16 protein-coding genes are annotated in these 17357 nt (G+C 50.3%); all 16 read left to right on the forward strand.

Annotated elements, in window-relative coordinates; genetic code table 11:
• The first annotated feature begins 1 nt into the window (after position 1).
• The 16 genes from flgC (at position 2) to F7R27_RS02465 (ending at position 17334) form a co-directional block, all read left to right on the forward strand.
• Entirely contained in the window at positions 2–436 is a 435-nt protein-coding gene (flgC, locus tag F7R27_RS02390) for a flagellar basal body rod protein FlgC (protein ID WP_151702604.1), read from the forward strand.
• A 39-nt stretch (positions 437–475) separates the two neighbouring features.
• Positions 476–1147: a flagellar hook capping FlgD N-terminal domain-containing protein gene (locus tag F7R27_RS02395; RefSeq protein ID WP_151702605.1), complete on the forward strand. Its 672-nt coding sequence runs from the start codon at positions 476–478 to the stop codon at positions 1145–1147.
• Between the two features lie 14 nt (positions 1148–1161).
• Positions 1162–3096 carry a flagellar hook protein FlgE gene (locus tag F7R27_RS02400; protein WP_151702606.1) on the forward strand — a complete coding sequence of 645 codons (1935 nt, stop codon included), beginning with the start codon at positions 1162–1164 and terminating at the stop codon, positions 3094–3096.
• Positions 3097–3292: 196 nt separating this feature from the next.
• A complete protein-coding gene (locus tag F7R27_RS02405; RefSeq protein WP_151702607.1) occupies positions 3293–4033 on the forward strand; it encodes a flagellar basal body rod protein FlgF in 741 nt (246 codons plus the stop codon).
• A gap of 76 nt (positions 4034–4109) precedes the next feature.
• A complete protein-coding gene (gene flgG, locus F7R27_RS02410) occupies positions 4110–4895 on the forward strand; it encodes a flagellar basal-body rod protein FlgG (RefSeq protein WP_151702608.1) in 786 nt (261 codons plus the stop codon).
• Positions 4896–4975: 80 nt separating this feature from the next.
• The gene (gene flgH / locus F7R27_RS02415; protein ID WP_151702609.1) at positions 4976–5656 is read left to right on the forward strand and encodes a flagellar basal body L-ring protein FlgH; all 681 of its coding nucleotides are present in this window, start codon (positions 4976–4978) and stop codon (positions 5654–5656) included.
• Between the two features lie 44 nt (positions 5657–5700).
• On the forward strand, positions 5701–6792 hold the full coding sequence (locus F7R27_RS02420) for a flagellar basal body P-ring protein FlgI (RefSeq protein ID WP_151702610.1): 1092 nt from the start codon (positions 5701–5703) through the stop codon (positions 6790–6792).
• A gap of 1 nt (position 6793) precedes the next feature.
• On the forward strand, positions 6794–7879 hold the full coding sequence (gene flgJ, locus F7R27_RS02425) for a flagellar assembly peptidoglycan hydrolase FlgJ (RefSeq protein WP_151702611.1): 1086 nt from the start codon (positions 6794–6796) through the stop codon (positions 7877–7879).
• A gap of 62 nt (positions 7880–7941) precedes the next feature.
• A complete protein-coding gene (gene flgK / locus F7R27_RS02430; protein ID WP_151702612.1) occupies positions 7942–10002 on the forward strand; it encodes a flagellar hook-associated protein FlgK in 2061 nt (686 codons plus the stop codon).
• 15 nt (positions 10003–10017) lie between these two features.
• Complete coding sequence (flgL, locus tag F7R27_RS02435) at positions 10018–10938, forward strand: flagellar hook-associated protein FlgL (protein WP_151702613.1); 921 nt, start codon at positions 10018–10020, stop codon at positions 10936–10938.
• 1 nt (position 10939) lies between these two features.
• Entirely contained in the window at positions 10940–11245 is a 306-nt protein-coding gene (gene fliT, locus F7R27_RS02440; RefSeq protein WP_151702614.1) for a flagellar protein FliT, read from the forward strand.
• 167 nt (positions 11246–11412) lie between these two features.
• Positions 11413–11823: a flagellar protein FlaG gene (locus tag F7R27_RS02445; protein WP_151702615.1), complete on the forward strand. Its 411-nt coding sequence runs from the start codon at positions 11413–11415 to the stop codon at positions 11821–11823.
• A 45-nt stretch (positions 11824–11868) separates the two neighbouring features.
• Positions 11869–13254, forward strand: a complete 1386-nt coding sequence (gene fliD / locus F7R27_RS02450) for a flagellar filament capping protein FliD (protein ID WP_151702616.1) — start codon at positions 11869–11871, stop codon at positions 13252–13254.
• A gap of 27 nt (positions 13255–13281) precedes the next feature.
• Positions 13282–13695, forward strand: a complete 414-nt coding sequence (gene fliS / locus F7R27_RS02455; protein WP_151702617.1) for a flagellar export chaperone FliS — start codon at positions 13282–13284, stop codon at positions 13693–13695.
• Between the two features lie 217 nt (positions 13696–13912).
• Complete coding sequence (locus F7R27_RS02460) at positions 13913–14773, forward strand: flagellin N-terminal helical domain-containing protein (RefSeq protein WP_151702618.1); 861 nt, start codon at positions 13913–13915, stop codon at positions 14771–14773.
• Between the two features lie 239 nt (positions 14774–15012).
• Entirely contained in the window at positions 15013–17334 is a 2322-nt protein-coding gene (locus F7R27_RS02465; protein WP_168927403.1) for a 6-hydroxymethylpterin diphosphokinase MptE-like protein, read from the forward strand.
• Positions 17335–17357: the final 23 nt, after the last annotated feature.

Genomic DNA, 17357 nt, shown 5'->3' on the forward strand with positions numbered 1-17357 from the left:
CATGTCTTTATCTAATGTGTTCACTATCGCCGGTTCCGCCATGAGTGCTCAGACGATTCGTTTGAATACAACGGCCAGCAATATGGCGAATGCTGAAAGTGTCAGCTCAAACGAGGGTGAGACCTATCGTGCGCGTAAGCCTGTTTTTGCACTGCGCTCACCTGAAGAGTCTGTGATGCAGAGCGGTGAGTCAGGTTTGTCTCCAGGCCAGGGTGTTCAGGTGCTGGATATCGTTCAAAGCCAGGCGGCACTGCGTCAGGCGTATGAGCCGGATCACCCGATGGCCGATGAGCAGGGCTATGTGTTTTACCCAAATGTGAACATCATGGAGGAGATGGCAGACATGATTTCGGCGTCTCGCTCTTTCCAGATCAATGTTGATGTAATGAATACAACCAAACAGATGCTGCAGAAAACACTGACTCTGGGTCAGTGATCAGAGTCGGTGATTAAAGTTGAATAGAGGGTATACCTCATGAGTACTATTAACGGTACTGGTCAGAATGTTTTTGACAAGATAAATCAGAATAACCAGTCTGAGGCGCAGAAGGCCAATGGACAGGGCGACGAAAGTCAGATGTTCATGAAGCTGATGATTGCTCAACTGCAGAACCAGGATCCGACAAGTCCTGCGGACACGACCGACTTCATGCAGCAGATCTCCAGCATGACCATGGTCGAAAGCATGACGAGTCTGACCAAAACGGTTGAGAGCATGAGCAGTTCACTGCTCAGCTCTCAGGCTGCGCTGCAGGCTTCGGCCATGGTGGGTCGCAATGCCTACGTCAAGACAGATGTCGGCATTCTGGAGGAGGGGCGAGCGGTCCGCGGCATGGTGCCGCTTGAAACAAGCGTATCTGACCTGCGGGTATCAGTTTACGATGCCGGGGGCAACCTGGTTGATGCTGTCAATATGGGATCAAAAAGTGCTGGTGAGCATAACTTTGCCTGGGCTGGATTGGATCTTGGACCAGGCAAGTATCGCTTCGTTGCCGAGGTTCGCCAGGGGGATGGCGCGTATCAACCCGTTGAAAGTTATATTGCGCATACCGTCAACAGCGTGACGCTGGGACAGAACGGTATCGGTATGAAAGTTAATACAGATGGCGGATCGGTTGGTATCAACGACGTCAGACAGATTGGATAAATGAGAGGTTAGCCATGTCATTCAATACCGCCATTACAGGCCTCAAGGCCGCCTCCACCATGCTGGATGTGACGGGTAATAATATAGCCAACACCAGTACGGTGGGCTTCAAATCATCGCGCACTCAGTTTGGTGATATCTATGCCACCGCTGTTGTCGGTGCCGGTTCCAGTAATACGCCGGGTTCTGGTGTGACTGTATCAAGTATCTCGCAGGACTTCAGCGCCGGTACTATCGAGTTCACCAACAACAACCTGGACCTTGCGATCAATGGCTCAGGGTTTTTTCAGTTGGATGATGGCCAGGGTGGGGTGACTTACACCAGGGCCGGTAATTTTGAGCTCGATAAGGATGGCTTTATCATATCCAAGAGCGGCAAGTTTCTGCAGGGCTATGGGCTTGATGATGCCGGTAACCGCTTACCGATTGGTAATCTTGCGGTGACTCAAAAAGAGAGCCCGCCAAAAGCAACCGAAAGCATTGATCTGTCATTCAATATTGATGCGCGTGCTGATGCTACAAAGTTGCTGCCCGTCTACAACAAGGATCAACCAGGATCGTTTACCTATACGACAACTGTCAGAACCTTTGACAGTCTGGGTAATGAGCATACGATCAAGTATAACTTTGCCGAGCAGCGCCCTGTGAGGGAGACTTACTCATTTGATACTGATGGTGAGGCAACCATCAGGCTGTCTGGTGTAGACATTACGGTTGCGGATATCGGTGATATAATTCCTGGTGCTACTTTTGCTGATCAGCCTGCAAATGCGCAGGCATTAATTGCTGCATTGGAAGCCGCTGATGATCGTATTGACCCATATAGTTTGAGGTTGGATGGTACTGCGCTGACTTTTGAGTTGCATGCAAGAGCAACAGAGTCTGGTGATATTGTCGCTACCAAAACTGATACAACGCCACTTGAATTGAATGAGAGATCTGAGCGTCCAGCAAATGAGGTGAGGAGCTATGAAATCGGTGCAGGGGGTGATGGTCAGATTATCATTGGTGGTGTTGCTTTTACGGTTACCAGTACTGAAACACCCCAAGCGATAGCAACTCGCATAGCCGAAAGAGAGGCAGAAATTCTCGATCGAAATCCTGCTATTGAACAGATTGTTGCGGATGGTCCAAATATTCGTATCATCTTTAAAGCAGACGAGGGTAATATCGCCGCTAATCTCTTTCGGCCGGAGGTAACAGGCACAGCCAGTATTGGGGATGATTCCAGTGGTGAAATTGAACCAAACGAGGTGGTAGAGGGCGATAACTCCTATCGTGGTTTTTATCGAGTGTATGCCTACCTGAATGGTGAGGAATTGCTTGATCTTGGTAAGGTAAAGGATCCGGGAGAGCCTGGCCATACTGATGGTGAGACGGAAATTGGGCCTATACTGATTCAGTTCAGCCCGACTAACGGTTTGTTGCGCTCAGTCAATGGCCAGACCTTTCCTGCGGGTGGTCAGGTACCACCCATTACAATTTCAGGGGCTGACCCGGCCAACCCGTTGACAACGATTCAGTTGGATCTGACTAACTCGACTCAGTTTGCATCTGCGTCTATCGTCAAGAATCAACAGCAGGATGGTTACACAAAAGGCGACCTGATCGGTGTGACCTTTGCGCCAACCGGTGAGATGATTGCCTCCTTCAGTAATGGTCAGAATCAGGCGCTTGGCGTTGTGGCTTTTGCAACCTTCGAGAACCAGAATGGCCTGCAACCCAGTGGTGACACCGAATGGATAGCAACCCTGACATCGGGTAATGCGATTCTGAATCCACCGGGAACCGGTCTTAACGGTACACTGCGTTCAGCATCGCTGGAGCAGTCCAACGTGGATCTCTCGACCGAACTGGTGAACCTGATTCAGGCTCAGCGTAACTTCCAGGCTAACTCGAAAACCCTGGAAACCGCCAACAACATCACACAGACAATTCTGAATATCTGATCAGATTGTCTGAATTGCTGCAATGGGCGGCTCGGCGCATGGATGCTGAGCCGCTTTTTTCATCTTATCCCCCTTTGATTTCCTTGGCTGCCTGGTCTGTTTTCAGGTTATGGCACAGGCCTTGCATTATTTCTCTGTAGTAACTCTGGGCGGCAATTTTTTACCTTAGATATTTACCCATGAGACAGGAAAGATAATGGATAAGTCACTGTATATCGCCATGACTGGAGCCAGAGAGAATATGCTCGGGCAGCAGGTGCGAGCCAACAATCTTGCCAACGTCACCACCAATGGTTTCAAGGCCGATTTCGAGCAGGCGCGTGCCATGCGTGTCTTTGGCGAGGGGCATGCGTCACGTGTCTACTCACAGAGTGAGCGCCCGGGTACCAATCTCAGCAGTGGTGCATTGATTGAAACCGGCCGTAGCCTGGACATTGCCATTCATGGGCCAGGCTGGATTGCCGTTCAGTCGCCCGATGGGACTGAAGCCTACACGCGAGGTGGGGAGCTGCAGATCAATGCCGCTAACGAGTTGGTGACAGGCAATGGTTTGCCGGTGCTGGGTGCTGGTGGTGCGCCGATTGTTTTGCCACCGGCACAACAGATCGATATCTCTTACGATGGTGCAATCACTATTCGCCCTGAGGGTGACCCTGCTGCTGCACTGGCGCAGATTGATGTGATCAAGACGGTGCTGCCGGAACCGGGTACCTTTTTTAAAGGACCGGATGGCCTGATGCGCACAGATGCCATGGAGCCTTTACCTGTTGCAGAAGGCGTACAGTTGCGCTCCGGTTATGTTGAATCCAGTAATGTGAATGCCGTCAGTGAGCTGACATCCATCATCAGTCTGTCGAGACAGTTTTCCATGCAGGTGAAGATGATGAAGAATGCCGAAGAAAATTCGAATGCTGCAGGCAGAATATTGCAAAACTGATCTGGCTGATAATTAAAACAAGCGCTAATTGCTTCAGATGTAGCGCTGAGCTGTTAACTGAATTGGAGTGGACCCCATGCATGGTGCCTTACATGTTGCTAAAACCGGATTAAGTGCACAGGACACTAATCTGAAGATCATCTCAAACAACCTGGCAAACGTCAGTACGGTGGGGTTCAAGAAGGATCGTGCCGTCTTTGAAGATCTTCTGTATCAGATTCGTCGACAGCCGGGAGCCCAGAATGCTGAGGATACACAGTTGCCCTCAGGTTTGCAGGTAGGCAACGGGACCCGTCTGGTCAGCACGCAGAAGATGTTCCAGACGGGTGAGATGCAGGTCACGGATAATGCCTTTGATCTGGCGATAGGTGGTGCTGGTTTCTTTCAGGTGCTGCTGCCCAACGGGGAAACCGGATATACCCGCAATGGTCAGTTTCATCTGGGACCAGAGGGGCAATTGGTAACAGCTGAGGGTTTTCCACTTTTGCCCGAGATCAATGTTCCACAGGATGCTATCGAGGTGAGCATTGGTTCTGATGGCACAGTGCAGGCAGTCGTTGCTGGTCAAGTGGAGCTTGATGATCTTGGGCAGATCGAGTTGGCCAACTTTATCAACCCGCAAGGCTTACAGGCGTCAGGTGCCAATATTTTTATTGAAACTGCAGCCAGTGGTGCACCTCAGGTGGTTATTGCCGGGGAGGAGGGAACCGGTTTTATCAACCAAGGTTGGGTCGAAGGGTCCAACGTTAATGCCGTTGAAGAGCTGGTCAATATGATCACGACTCAGCGAGCGTACGAGATTAACTCCAAGGTGATCTCAACAGCAGATCAGATGCTGTCCTTCGCGACGCAGCAGCTGTAATCAGAGTAGTGAGTGAGCCTGGTCAGTCAGACCAGCTAGTTGGATCGGATGGTTGTAATGAGCGTAATGAGGTACGTGGCATGAAAATGGTGATCAGATCGACGCTGATGTTGCTGGCAGCCTGGTTGCTCAGCGGGTGTGTGAACAGCCCGCCTCAGCCGGACAACCCTTATTATGCGCCGGTGCAGCCGCAGATGATGCAGGCACCAAAGCCTGTAAATGGTGCCATCTATAATGCTTCCACCAGTATGAGCCTGTATGGCGACGGGCGTGGGCATAGGGTTGGCGACATTATCACGGTTAATCTCACTGAGCGGACGCAGTCATCGAAGAGCTCCAGCACCTCTACCGACCAGAGCACCAACGTCAATATCGGTGCACCCAATATTGCCGGTCGTGATATGGCGGTATTTGGCAACCCACTCAGCGCATCTGTCAGCGGTGGTGGCTCATTCGATGGCTCTGGTTCTTCTGATATGAGTAATCGTCTGACCGGCAACATCACTCTGACTGTTCATGAGATCTATCCTAATGGGGTGATGCTGGTGCGCGGTGAAAAGTGGCTGACCCTGAATCAGGGAGATGAGTATATCCGGGTAAGTGGTCTGGTTCGACCTCAGGATATCCGACCGGACAACACGATTGATTCCACGCGCCTGGCTGATGCGCGTATCAGCTACAGTGGCACAGGTGCAACTCATGATGCCAATGTGATGGGCTGGGTGACCAGATTTTTCTTCAGTCCGCTCTGGCCTTTTTGACGGTGGCCACTTTCAGATTGTCTTTTAAGACAGGAGATACAGGTATGAAACGCTTACTGATCATCATGCTGCTGGCTAGCCTCTACAGTACAACAGCCTTTGCCGAGCGTCTGAAGGATCTGGTCTCGGTATCCGGTGTTCGGAGCAACCAACTGGTGGGTTATGGCTTGGTCGTGGGCCTGGATGGCACAGGTGATAAAACCAATTTCACCTCACAGACCTTCCGTAACATGCTGAATAATTTCGGTGTGGCCATTCCGCCGAATATCAATCCCAACTCCAAGAATATTGCGGCCGTGGCCATTCATGCCGATCTGCCACCCTTTGCCAAGCCGGGTCAGATGATTGATGTGACCGTGTCGACCATCGGTGATGCCAAGAGCCTGCGCGGAGGCTCGCTGTTGATGTCCCCTCTTAAAGGTGCGGATGGCGAGGTTTATGCCATGGCACAGGGTAGTCTGATTGTGGCGGGGTTTGGCGCAGAAGGGCGCGACGGTTCACGCCTGTCGGTCAATGTGCCCAGTGTCGGGCGCATCCCCAATGGCGCGTCGGTGGAGCGTGTGGTGCCGAATGCTTTTTCTCAGGGTGACAGCCTGGTACTGAACCTGCACAACCCGGACTTTACTACGTCTCGGCGTGTTGCAGAGCAGATCAACAGTCTGCTGGGGCCAGACGTGGCAGCATCACTGGATGCGACATCGATCCGGGTCAGAGCGCCGCGCGATGCATCGCAGCGTGTCTCCTTCCTGTCGGTGCTGGAAAACCTGCGAGTTGAGCCGGCAGAGGAAACAGCCAAAATCATTATCAACTCACGCACCGGCACCATTGTGATTGGTCAGAATGTGCGCGTATCTCCTGTGGCGGTGACGCATGGTGGCCTGACGGTATCGATTACGGAAGAGTTTGATGTCGATCAGCCCAATATTCTGGGGCAGGGCAGGACGGTCGTCACCCCGCGGACAGGGATCGATATTGAAGAGGGATCAGGCAGAATGTTTGAGTTTGCGCCGGGCACCTCTCTGCAGGATATCGTAGAGGCTGTTAACCAGGTCGGGGCTGCACCGGGTGACCTGATGGCAATACTCGAAGCACTGAAGCAGGCTGGCGCACTGCGCGCCGAGCTGGTGGTGATCTGATATGGATATCAATAAATTCGGCCAGGCCAACCCACAGCTTTATACCGACCTGAATCAGTTGCAGTCGCTGAAAGCCAAGGCTAACAGTGATGAGAAGGCTGCGCTCAAAGAAGCGGCACAGCAGTTTGAACAGCTGTTCCTGAGCATGATGCTGAAAAGCATGCGGGAAGCGAATGCGGCATTCGGTGAGGATAACATCTTCAACAGCAGTGAGACTGAGCTGTTTCAGGAGATGCTGGACCAGCAATCTACCCTGAGTATGGCTAAAAGTGGGGGTATCGGTCTTGCTGATGTGCTGGTTCGACAGCTCAGCCAGGGGTTGGATATAAAACCCACGCAGGATGATGACGACGAGAAGCAGAACAAGTCGGATACCGAACAGATGCTCAACCGAGCATTTGATTCCACTGCAAATGCGGCAGCTTCTGCGATGTTGGGGCGTATCTATCAAAGCGGCCAGCAAGGCAGCCGGCAGGAAGATCCAACTGATATTGAAAATCCTGAAGGGTCAGAGGCACGGATTCAGGCAGGGGACGCAGTTGCAAATGGAACGGCGACAGATAAGACCATTCGCAATTCGGAACCTCTGCCGGGCAGGTTTGAATCACCCGAGCAGTTTGTCGAGGCGCTGCTGCCATTGGCAGAAGCAGTTGCAGGAGAGTTGGGTGTCGATCCAAAAGTACTACTGGCTCAGGCGGCTCTGGAGACGGGCTGGGGGCGTTTTATCACTCAAGATCAGCAGCGTAACAGCTATAACCTGTTCAATATCAAGACCGGCAGCCGCTGGGAAGGGGATCAGGTGCGTGTATCGACTCTGGAATACAACCAGGGCGTTCCTCAGCGGGAGATGGCCAGCTTCAGAGCCTACGATTCCTATGAGGACAGCTTCAGGGACTATGTCAATTTTTTGAAAAACAGCCCCCGTTATCAGATAGCGCTGGAGCACGCCGATAATCCAGCACGCTATCTTCAAGAGCTGCAGGCAGCAGGGTATGCGACTGATCCAGCCTATGCGGACAAGATCGAAAGAATATTTTCCGGTGCAATTCTGGCACAGGCTGGAACTGGCACGGCTCAAGATAGTTAATCGCTGGCCGATAACAGGACAGCAACGTTAAAGCAGTCATTGTGCTGCTGCGGGAGTAAGAGATGGCTTCATTATTGTCAATTGGTGTTCAGGCGGTTCGTGCCAATCAGGCAGCGCTGGGCGTTGTCGGCAACAATATCTCGAACGTCAATACACCGGGCTATACGCGCCAGATTCCTCAGTTTCAGAGCGAGCTGGGTGGTGGTGTCCGACAGGAGAGCACGCAGCGCATTGCCGATAAGTTCATCACAGCACGCGTCTGGGCGGATAACTCCCGATTTGAAGCGGCCAAATATTTTGAAGGCCTGGCAAATCAGCTCGATAATACCCTGGCGAGCGACAGTACCAGTCTTTCGCTGAAGCTGGATGACTACTTCGCAGCCCTGCAAGGGGCGAATGATGATCCCTCATCATTGACCAACAGAGAACTCTTCGTTGCAGAAGCCAATGCAACTGTGCGCCGTTATAACGATCTGTACCAGCGAATCTCGGAGCAAAGCTCAACAATCAATACCCGTATTCGTGAGCTGGCTGAAGAGATCACCAGTCAGTCTAAGCAGATAGCTGATTATAATGATCGCATTCGTATCGCTCAGGCAGCCGGTAAGGAGTCGTTCGAGTTGCTGGATCAGCGTGACGCGGCGATAAAGGAGCTGTCTTCGCTGATTGATATTCGAGTGATTGACCAGCCGACAGGAGAGGTCAGTATTTTCATCGGGAATGGACAACCTCTGGTTATTGGTCAGACTTCCAACCCGCTGGTGGCCAGGCCCAACGAGTTTGAGCCCAGCCAGTATGATGTGGGAGTTGTGATAGCCAACCGTTTCAACAGTCTTGATGGTCTGATATCAACCGGGCAGCTGGGTGGTGTGCTGGAGTATCGGGATGATGTGCTGAACAAGAGTCTGGATGAGCTTGGACGACTGGCAATCATCTTTGCAGACACCATGAACGAGCAGCACCTGAAGGGAATGGATCTGGACGGCAATATGGGCAAGTTGCTGTTTCGGGATGTCAACGACGGCGCTTTGGTTAAGTCGCGTTTGCAGTCAGAATTTGCGGATGGCGGCGTCAGAATCACCGACAGCTCAAAGCTGCTGCCCTCTGATTATAAGCTGGTTTTCACCTCCAGTGAGACATTCCGATTGACACGCCTGTCGGATGGAGCGAGCTGGACACAGGCATCTTTCAATGATGTAGGGGCGGATATCAATGATGTTGATTCAAACAAGGATATCTATTTTGATCCGGCCTCCGGTGACTTGCGGCTTGAAATAGACGGTTTCAGACTGGATATCAATAAACCGACCCCTTTTGTCACAAATGAAACCATGCTGGTCAAGCCGGTGCGAACGGGTGCGGAAGATATGCGGCTGGATATCAGCAGTGGGCGGCAGCTTGCGCTGGCGTCGCCGGTCTCAATAGCGGCTGAAGCGGGTAACACTGGCACAGGTGCAGTGACTGTAAAGGTGAGCGAGGTTAATCCACTGCAGTCTACACCGGAAAGCGCACTGTCCAACTTGCTGTTGTCGGATACGAACTTTTATATCAGACTGACCAAGGACTCCTCCAATCCCGACGAATACTCTGCGCAGTTACAGGATGAAGACGGTAATGCACCTCCACTGCTGCCACCGCCGCCGATGCTGACGGTTGATGCCACTGATCCTCGAAGCCTGGTGATCAGAAATGCAGACCCCGAACTGCCTGGTGAACTGGTAGTTTCTGTACAGGGCGTGCCGAATGATGGTGACGAATTCACTATCAACTTCAACTTTGAGGTTGATGGTGGTGATAAGGTCAATATCGGTATCTCCGATAACCGCAATGGTGTCATGCTGAGTGATCTGATGCGAGCCAAGACCTCACTTGAAGGCTCTTATCAGGATACCTATGGCCGACTGGTTGAGCGCGTGGGGATTACAACCCGCGTGGCCCAGATGGACCGGCAGGCCTCTGAATCCGTACTCAAGAACTCGATCAATCAGCGTGAAGAAACAAGTGGTGTCAATCTCGATGAAGAAGCTGTCAGATTGATTCAGTTCCAACAGGCCTATCAGGCCGCAGCGCAGCTCATTACCGCTTCGCAGCGGACCTTTGATGCTCTGATAAACTCAATATAAATGGGGAGGTAAGTGATGCGACTTTCAACCCAGCAGTTTTACATACAGAATCTGGATAATGTGAATCAGAGCAATGCGCGTCTGTTCAAGGTGCAGCAGCAGTTAGCTACCGGGCAGAAGCTGTCTCAACCATCGGATGATCCACTGGCTGCAACTCAGATCAATAAGTATGAGCGTGTAATTGCTCGAAATGAAGTATTTGCGAATAATGTTAATGTTTCTGAGCGCAGGCTAAGGCTTGAGGAGAGTACACTGACGGCAATCACCGAGTCAGTGCTTAATATCAAGGATCTGGCGATACAGGCGAATAATGGCGCCAATTCAGATAATGATCGTGCGATCATCGGTGAAGAGATGCGCCAGATTCTGGGGCAACTGGTTGGTGCATTGAATACCCGGGATGCGCAGGGTGAGTATCTTTTCTCGGGCTTCAAGGGAGGTACGGAACCTTATCAGCTTAATGCGGATGATAACTATGAATACAGGGGAGACTCCGGCCAGCGTTTTCTGGATATAGGAGAAAATGCCACGATTGCAGCCACTGATCCTGGCAGTACTCTGTTCGGGTCTGGTGAAGACAACCTGTTGAATGTCGTCAACAGCCTGGCGTCACTGTTGAAGGGTGACAGACCGCTGGATGCAGCATTTGAAACGATTACGGAAGAGGTGTCTGATCTTCAGGGGCAGGTTGATCAGTTCTTTGAAACACTGGTAACCAAGCGTTCGGAGCTGGGTGCCCGGCTGCGTGTGCTGGATGATCAACGTGATGCACTGGCAGATATCAAACTCTTCACCCAGAACACCCTGTCAAAATTCAAGGATACCGATTATTACGAAGCGACCAGTCAGTTACTATTGGAGCAGAATGCTCTGCAGGCCGCCTATGCCAGCTTCGGTAAAATACAGCAGCTTTCGCTGTTCAACTATGTGAATTGATATGGCAGTTGAATCGCTGGATAAACTGGAAGCTTTGCTGGAGCAGCAGGAAAAGGCGCTTGAAGCAGCAGATATTGAGAAGCTCACGGCGCTGGAGGCTGAAAAAGTTGAGTTGTTGCAACGATTGAATTGGCCTTCATTGGCGCAGCAGCCGGATACTCAGTCGCGCTTACAGTTGTTGATTAAGCAGAATGAATCGATAGCCGATCAATGCGCCAACATCAGGTCGGAACTGGCCAATAAAATCACCGAGTTTCAGCAGCACAACAAGGCCGCCCAGAGGTATGAAGACTTTTCCGGCTCATGACGTATTACCTGACAGCGCAATCTTCTGGATTGAGTGTGGGTTGACAAGGGACAAAAAGGCCACAATAAGCTAAAGTTTAATCAGTCACAGCCGATATATCCTCTATAGGTATACAATCGGCTGGATGAAAACAAGATTGGCTTCTGGCTAACAAGCGGAGAGTGGTCATGGCAATTGATTCTTCTATGGGCGCCACAGGTGCTGAACGGGTAATGCCCCAGCAAGGTGATGTCGGCCTTCGTGCAAAAGTGGAAGCCGGGCAGGTTGAGGCGCGTGCGGTCGAAGCCGCCTCTCAAAGCACGGCGCAGAAACGACCAGATCCAGAGGCAGAAGCCAACGCAGTGCAGGAGGCGGCCAAGCAGTTAAGCGGCTTTCTGAATGTTATCAACAGCGACCTGAACATCTCCGTAGACCGGGATGTCAATGCTACCGTCGTTAAAGTGATCAACCGTCAGAATGACGAAGTGATTCGGCAGATTCCCTCCGAGGAGGTGCTGTCATTGATGAGGCGGATGAACGAAATATCAGAACAGGTGTTCGGTGATTCAACTGGTGTTCTGATCAAAGACCAGGCCTGAGCACACTGTGTGAGGCGGTCTTAATTTGCTAAGTGGGGTGTAACAGTGTCTGGTATCTCTTTTTCAGGTGTGGGCTCGGGGCTTGATACCAAGGCTATCGTGAACGCATTGGTTGCTGCCGAGATGGTGCCTCAACGTGAAGCGCTGAAAACACGGCAGAGCAATATTACCAATCAGCTCTCGGCCTTCGGACGCCTTAGAAGTGCGATGACAGCCTTTCAGACCACTTTGAATGACCTGCGTAAAGAGACCAATTTCCAGCAGCGCTCGGCTACACTCAGCGACGATAAATATTTCGGTATCTCGACGACAGCAAAAGCGGTCCCAGGTCAGTTCAGTGTTGAAGTCCAGAGCCTGGCGGAGCCTCAGAAACTGATCACTCAGGCTGGAGCGTTTGCAACTTCCTCGTCTACTGTTGGGACTGGTTCACTTGAGATAACCTCTGGCAGTGACAGCTTCACTGTGAATATAGGTGAAGGGAGAAAAACACTGGCTGGTATTCGTGATGCCATCAATTCAAGCAAGAATAACAACAGTGTCAATGCCTCTATCGTCAATGTTGATGATGGTAATGGGGGGACTGAGGCTCGGTTGATACTGACTGCACGAAACCCCGGGCTGGATAATGAAATTTCAGTAGTGGCCAATGATACCGATGCTGGCAATGGGCCGAATGAAGGCCTGAACCGCCTTTCATCCTCCAATCTGGTTGAGCAGCAGGCTGCAACCGATGCTTTGATTCTGGTTGATGGATTGCCAGCGACGCGTTCCAGTAATTCAATTTCTGATGTTATTGATGGTGTGACGCTGGACCTCAAGCAAGCTGAGCTTGGTAAGCAGACTGTCGTAACGGTTGATATCGACAAAAAGAAAATAGGCGATAATGTTCAGAAATTTGTTGATGCCTACAACACGCTCCGTGGTGTGATGAGAGATCTGTCGGGCAATGAGAACAGTGCGCTGCTGGGCGACTCAACCCTCAGAACCTTGAATATTCAGATGCGTAACGAAATTTCATCACCCGTTGCTACGGCAGAAAGCAATAATAATATTCTGAGCCTGGTGGGTGTAACCATCAACAAAGATGGTCGAATGAGCCTGGATAGGACAAAACTCGATAAAGAGATAGATGCGAATCCCTCTTCCATTTCGTCTCTATTTGCCAGTGAAGATGGTGTGGCAAGTCGCTTGTATGATACTGTGCGCAGCTACACGCAGGCAGGTGGTTTGCTTGAGAACCGTACCAAAGGGCTGGATGCGCGGATGAAGTCTGCAAACAGTCAGGAGGAGCGTCTGGACTTGCGGGAAGAGAACCTTTTCAATCGTCTGTCGCGTCAATATAACGCCATGGACTCCCTGGTAGGGAGTATTCGCAGCTCCGGCGACTTTCTTGTGGCTCAATTATCGGCCATGAATAATAACCGCTTTTAATCTGATCTTGTGACTTTCGGGGAATGTATGAATAAGGGTATTAACCAGTACCAGCAAATTAATGTTGAAACCTCCCTGACCAATGCGAGTCCACATCGTCTGGTTCAGATGCTGTATGAAGGTGCGCTCACTAGCCTTTCAGCTGCGAAAGGTGCGCTAAAGAGCGGTACATCTGTACAGGCAGCTTCCCATTTGAAAAAAGCTGCGAATATCATTGCCGGGCTCGAAGAGGGGCTGGACTTTGACAAAGCCGGAGAAGAGGGGCGTCAGCTGGCCAGCAACCTGGAAAATCTCTATCAGTATATGCAGGATCAGCTGATCAGTGCTCAGGTTGAACAGAGTGAAGCTAAAATAGACCATATCATCAATCTGCTTGTTGAGCTCAAATCTGGCTGGGATCAGATTAAACCGGATGCGGCTGATGTCGGCTCTGCTGGCTGATCTGTTTGAAGAGAAGTACCCAATAGGGCGTAGTGACAGCTACGCCTTTGTTTTTTAAAAATATCTCTGTTTTCCTGCTTTATGCTCTGCATTGCATCTGTTTTACCCGCCTGAAAAAAAGTTTAAAAAAATCCTCAAGCAACACCTCTGACCGCCGATAACCTAATCACACGAGAGATTAAGTACGCACTTCTAGCGTAATGTGAGGAGATACAAAATGGCTAACGTCGTCGCAACAAACATGTTTTCACTGACCGCGCAGCGCAATCTGTCTACTACAGAAGGCGGAATGAAGACTGCGATGGAAAGATTGTCATCCGGTCTGCGCGTTAACAGCGCAAAGGATGACTCGGCTGGTCTGGCTATCGCAGAGCGTATGAACGCTCAGATTCGTGGTATGAACGTAGCCATTCGTAACTCAGCTGATGGTATTTCACTGGCTCAGACTGCTGAAGGCGCTCTGCAGCAGGTATCAGATACTCTGCAGCGTATGCGTGAGTTGGCGGTACAGTCTGCGAACGGTACAAACGCAACTACTGACCGTGCCAACCTGGATAAAGAGTTCTCTGAACTGGCTAAAGAAGTGGACCGTATTCTGGGTGCTACTCAGTTCAACAGCCGCGATATATTCACCTCTTCAGGCGCTGGTGCAACTGTCTTCCAGGTAGGTGCCAACAATGATGTCACCAACCAGATCACTGTCAGTACAACAGCACTGAGAAGTGCAGCTGCTATCACTGCTATCACCAGTGGTGGGTCAATTACTGCTGCTAATGCAACTTTGAGTGCCCAGCAGGCTGCTGCTCAGGCGATGATCGATACCATCGATACTGCAATTGATGAGATCACCACTCAGCGTGCGACTTACGGTGCTGCTATCAACCGTTTTGAAGCCACCATCATGAACCTGCGAAATGCGTCTGAAAACCAGTCAGCTTCACGCAGCCGTATCATGGATGCTGACTTTGCAGTTGAAACAGCACAGCTGACCAAGTCCCAGGTACTGCAGCAGTCCGGTATTGCGATTCTGTCGCAGGCCAACCAGGCGCCACAGGCTGTACTGGGTCTGCTCCGATAAGAAAGTCTTGAAGCAGAAAAAGGCAGCGAAAGCTGCCTTTTTTTTCGACTCTATGTCAGACTCGTTGGCTATTGCAAGTATTCGAAGAGGGCAGACAAAGGATGATACTGAGCTGGGTAAAAAATCAGTTTAATGAGCCATATCTGTTTGAACTTCATCGAGACAGGTTTGCGAACAGTTGCTCTTTCGATTTATATGAAAAGCGTTTTCAGAATTTATTGGTTCCAGGGCAGTTCACAGTGTTTGTGGGATCTGACTCAGGGTTGCTGATTCCATATCTTGAAGCACGTATTGAAAAAAATGCGTCAGAGAAATATCTGATCGTAGAGGAGCCAGCCGTATTGGCTGAGCTTGCAGATAAGGTATCTATCCAGTCAGACAATATCATTATGTGCACCCTGGATGCTTGGAGTGAGAGTCTGGATGCCCTGGGTTTTCAGCGCTTTATTTTCATGTCTAAAGTCAGGCTGCTGAAGTCGTTTGCCTGTATGGATAGTTATGCAGAATGTTATCAGGAACTATTCACGAGTGTTGAGAGCAGCTTTGTTCGAGAGAGACTGCTGATCCAGGCAAGCACTATCGGGAGCCGTAAATTTCTTGAGCTTCAGCTGATCAATGTCCCTGATTATCAGCATCCAGCAACAGAGATTGTGCCTGTCATTCAAGGTCGAGATGTTCTGATACTTGCAGGCGGGCCATCACTTGAGAATCTGCAGGATTGGCTTATAACACATCGAGAACACTTTATTATCATCGCAGTTACTCGCGTCGCCGGTTTTCTGAAGATACTGAATATCAAACCGGACTACTATATTACGGTCGACCCTAACCCCATAAGCTTTAGTATATCTAGAGATGCACTGGCGCATTCCGTTGATGTGCCACTGATCGCCTCTAATCATGCCAATGAGACGCTAGTGAGTAACTGGATCTCTCCTGTCTATACACTTGATGACCGTCTGGCTTGGCTATCTGATCTTAACTTGCCGTCTTTGCCCTCGGCAATGCCTACAGTTACCCATTCGGCCATATTAGTTGCGCTGGAAGCCAAAGCCCGAAGAATTTTTATGGCAGGCATGGATCTTTGCTATGGTAAAGGCCATAAGAGCCATGTGATTGGTACCGCTGAAGCAGCCAACGGTCCAAAGCTGAGCGGCAGGACTTTTCCAGTTAAAACTTACAGTGGTGCCATGGCAGAAACAGATAGCAGATTGTTGTTATCCATCCAGTTTGCGGAAAAGCTGGCTCAGGATGCTCATGAGCAGGGAGTACCGGTGTTTAACCTGTCATCACAGGCAGCGGTGGTTCCGGGTATCGAATATATGGACTGCAGCAACGTTTCGTTCGATGCCACCCAGGGGGCCGTATCACTGGACACGAAGGAGGATAATGCAGCGGATCAAGTGTACCTGCAAGCTTTACGTGCTGAGCTTCAGGCTTTTGATAATGACCTCGCTGGCTTGCAGGTACAGTTGAAAAGTCGTTCATCCAGCCTGCCCAGGCTGTTTAATCAGACAGGTGTGCTCAATAATTCCGTGTGGGATGAGGTCAAACAGATCGATGAGTTGGTTGCTGAACTGGGTGAATCCAGAGTACGTTTTTTCATGATCTGGGGCTTTGGGTATTTTTTCGAAACACTGGATAACAAGGCCATTGATCAGATCACTGCCCACGAGTTGCAGGGTTACTTCACCGCTCATTACAAAAATCACCTCCTCATTATCAAAGAGATTCGACAGACACTGAAGGTCGCCTTACAGAAGTGTGAACGCAGGCTCAAAGAGTTTGATTCAAATCATTTAGCTGAGCTAGTTGATGAATGGCTCGCAGTGGATGAGTATTTTCGAATTTATCATATGACAAAATTACATCCAGAGCTAAAAGATCAGTCGAATTATCAGTCAGTCTGCTTGCGTTTGGCATCTGCATATGACGCCCTTTCGGAAAAAATTGATGCTGAGGAGTATGCCCGTTGTAAGAGGAGGTCTGGTAAATCCAGTCTAATCCAAAAAGCGCTTGATATGTTCAAACGTGGAGCGATCGAGCAGCTTAAAGACATACAGCATCTGCTCCTGACAGATAATCACTCACGCTATCCCGCATCCTTGTATGATCTGGTAAGAGCCTATATTGCTGAACTTGAGAAGGATCCGGAGCAGGCGCTGTCTGCATATGAAAGTATTCTCATGCAGGAGGATCCTGAGTTGTTGATGCCGGTATTGAAGCGAGTTCTGGTTATCAGCAGTGAGCGTGGTGATCAGCAGCAGGCTTTGCAGGCCATAGAGTGCCTCAGTCTGTTGGATAAGACTTATCTCAAATATTATGCTGAGTTTCTACTGCGTACCGGTGATACAGACAGCGCGTTGGATAAACTGGCTGATTACCATCAGGCATATCCTAACGATATTGATAATCTTGCACGTATCGCCGAGATCTATCTGGATACCAATCATCCGGAGCAGGCTCAGGAGCTGATCAGTAATCTGCTCACGGAGTATCCGGATCATTATGGTGTTAAGCGTGTGGCGCAGAAAATTGCCAAGCGAGTGACATCCCATTGAAACAGGCTAGTGTGCATAAGGCG

The sequence above is a fragment of the Nitrincola alkalilacustris genome (assembly GCF_008973755.1).
In the GTDB taxonomy this organism is placed as follows: Bacteria; Pseudomonadota; Gammaproteobacteria; order Pseudomonadales; family Balneatricaceae; genus Nitrincola; species Nitrincola alkalilacustris.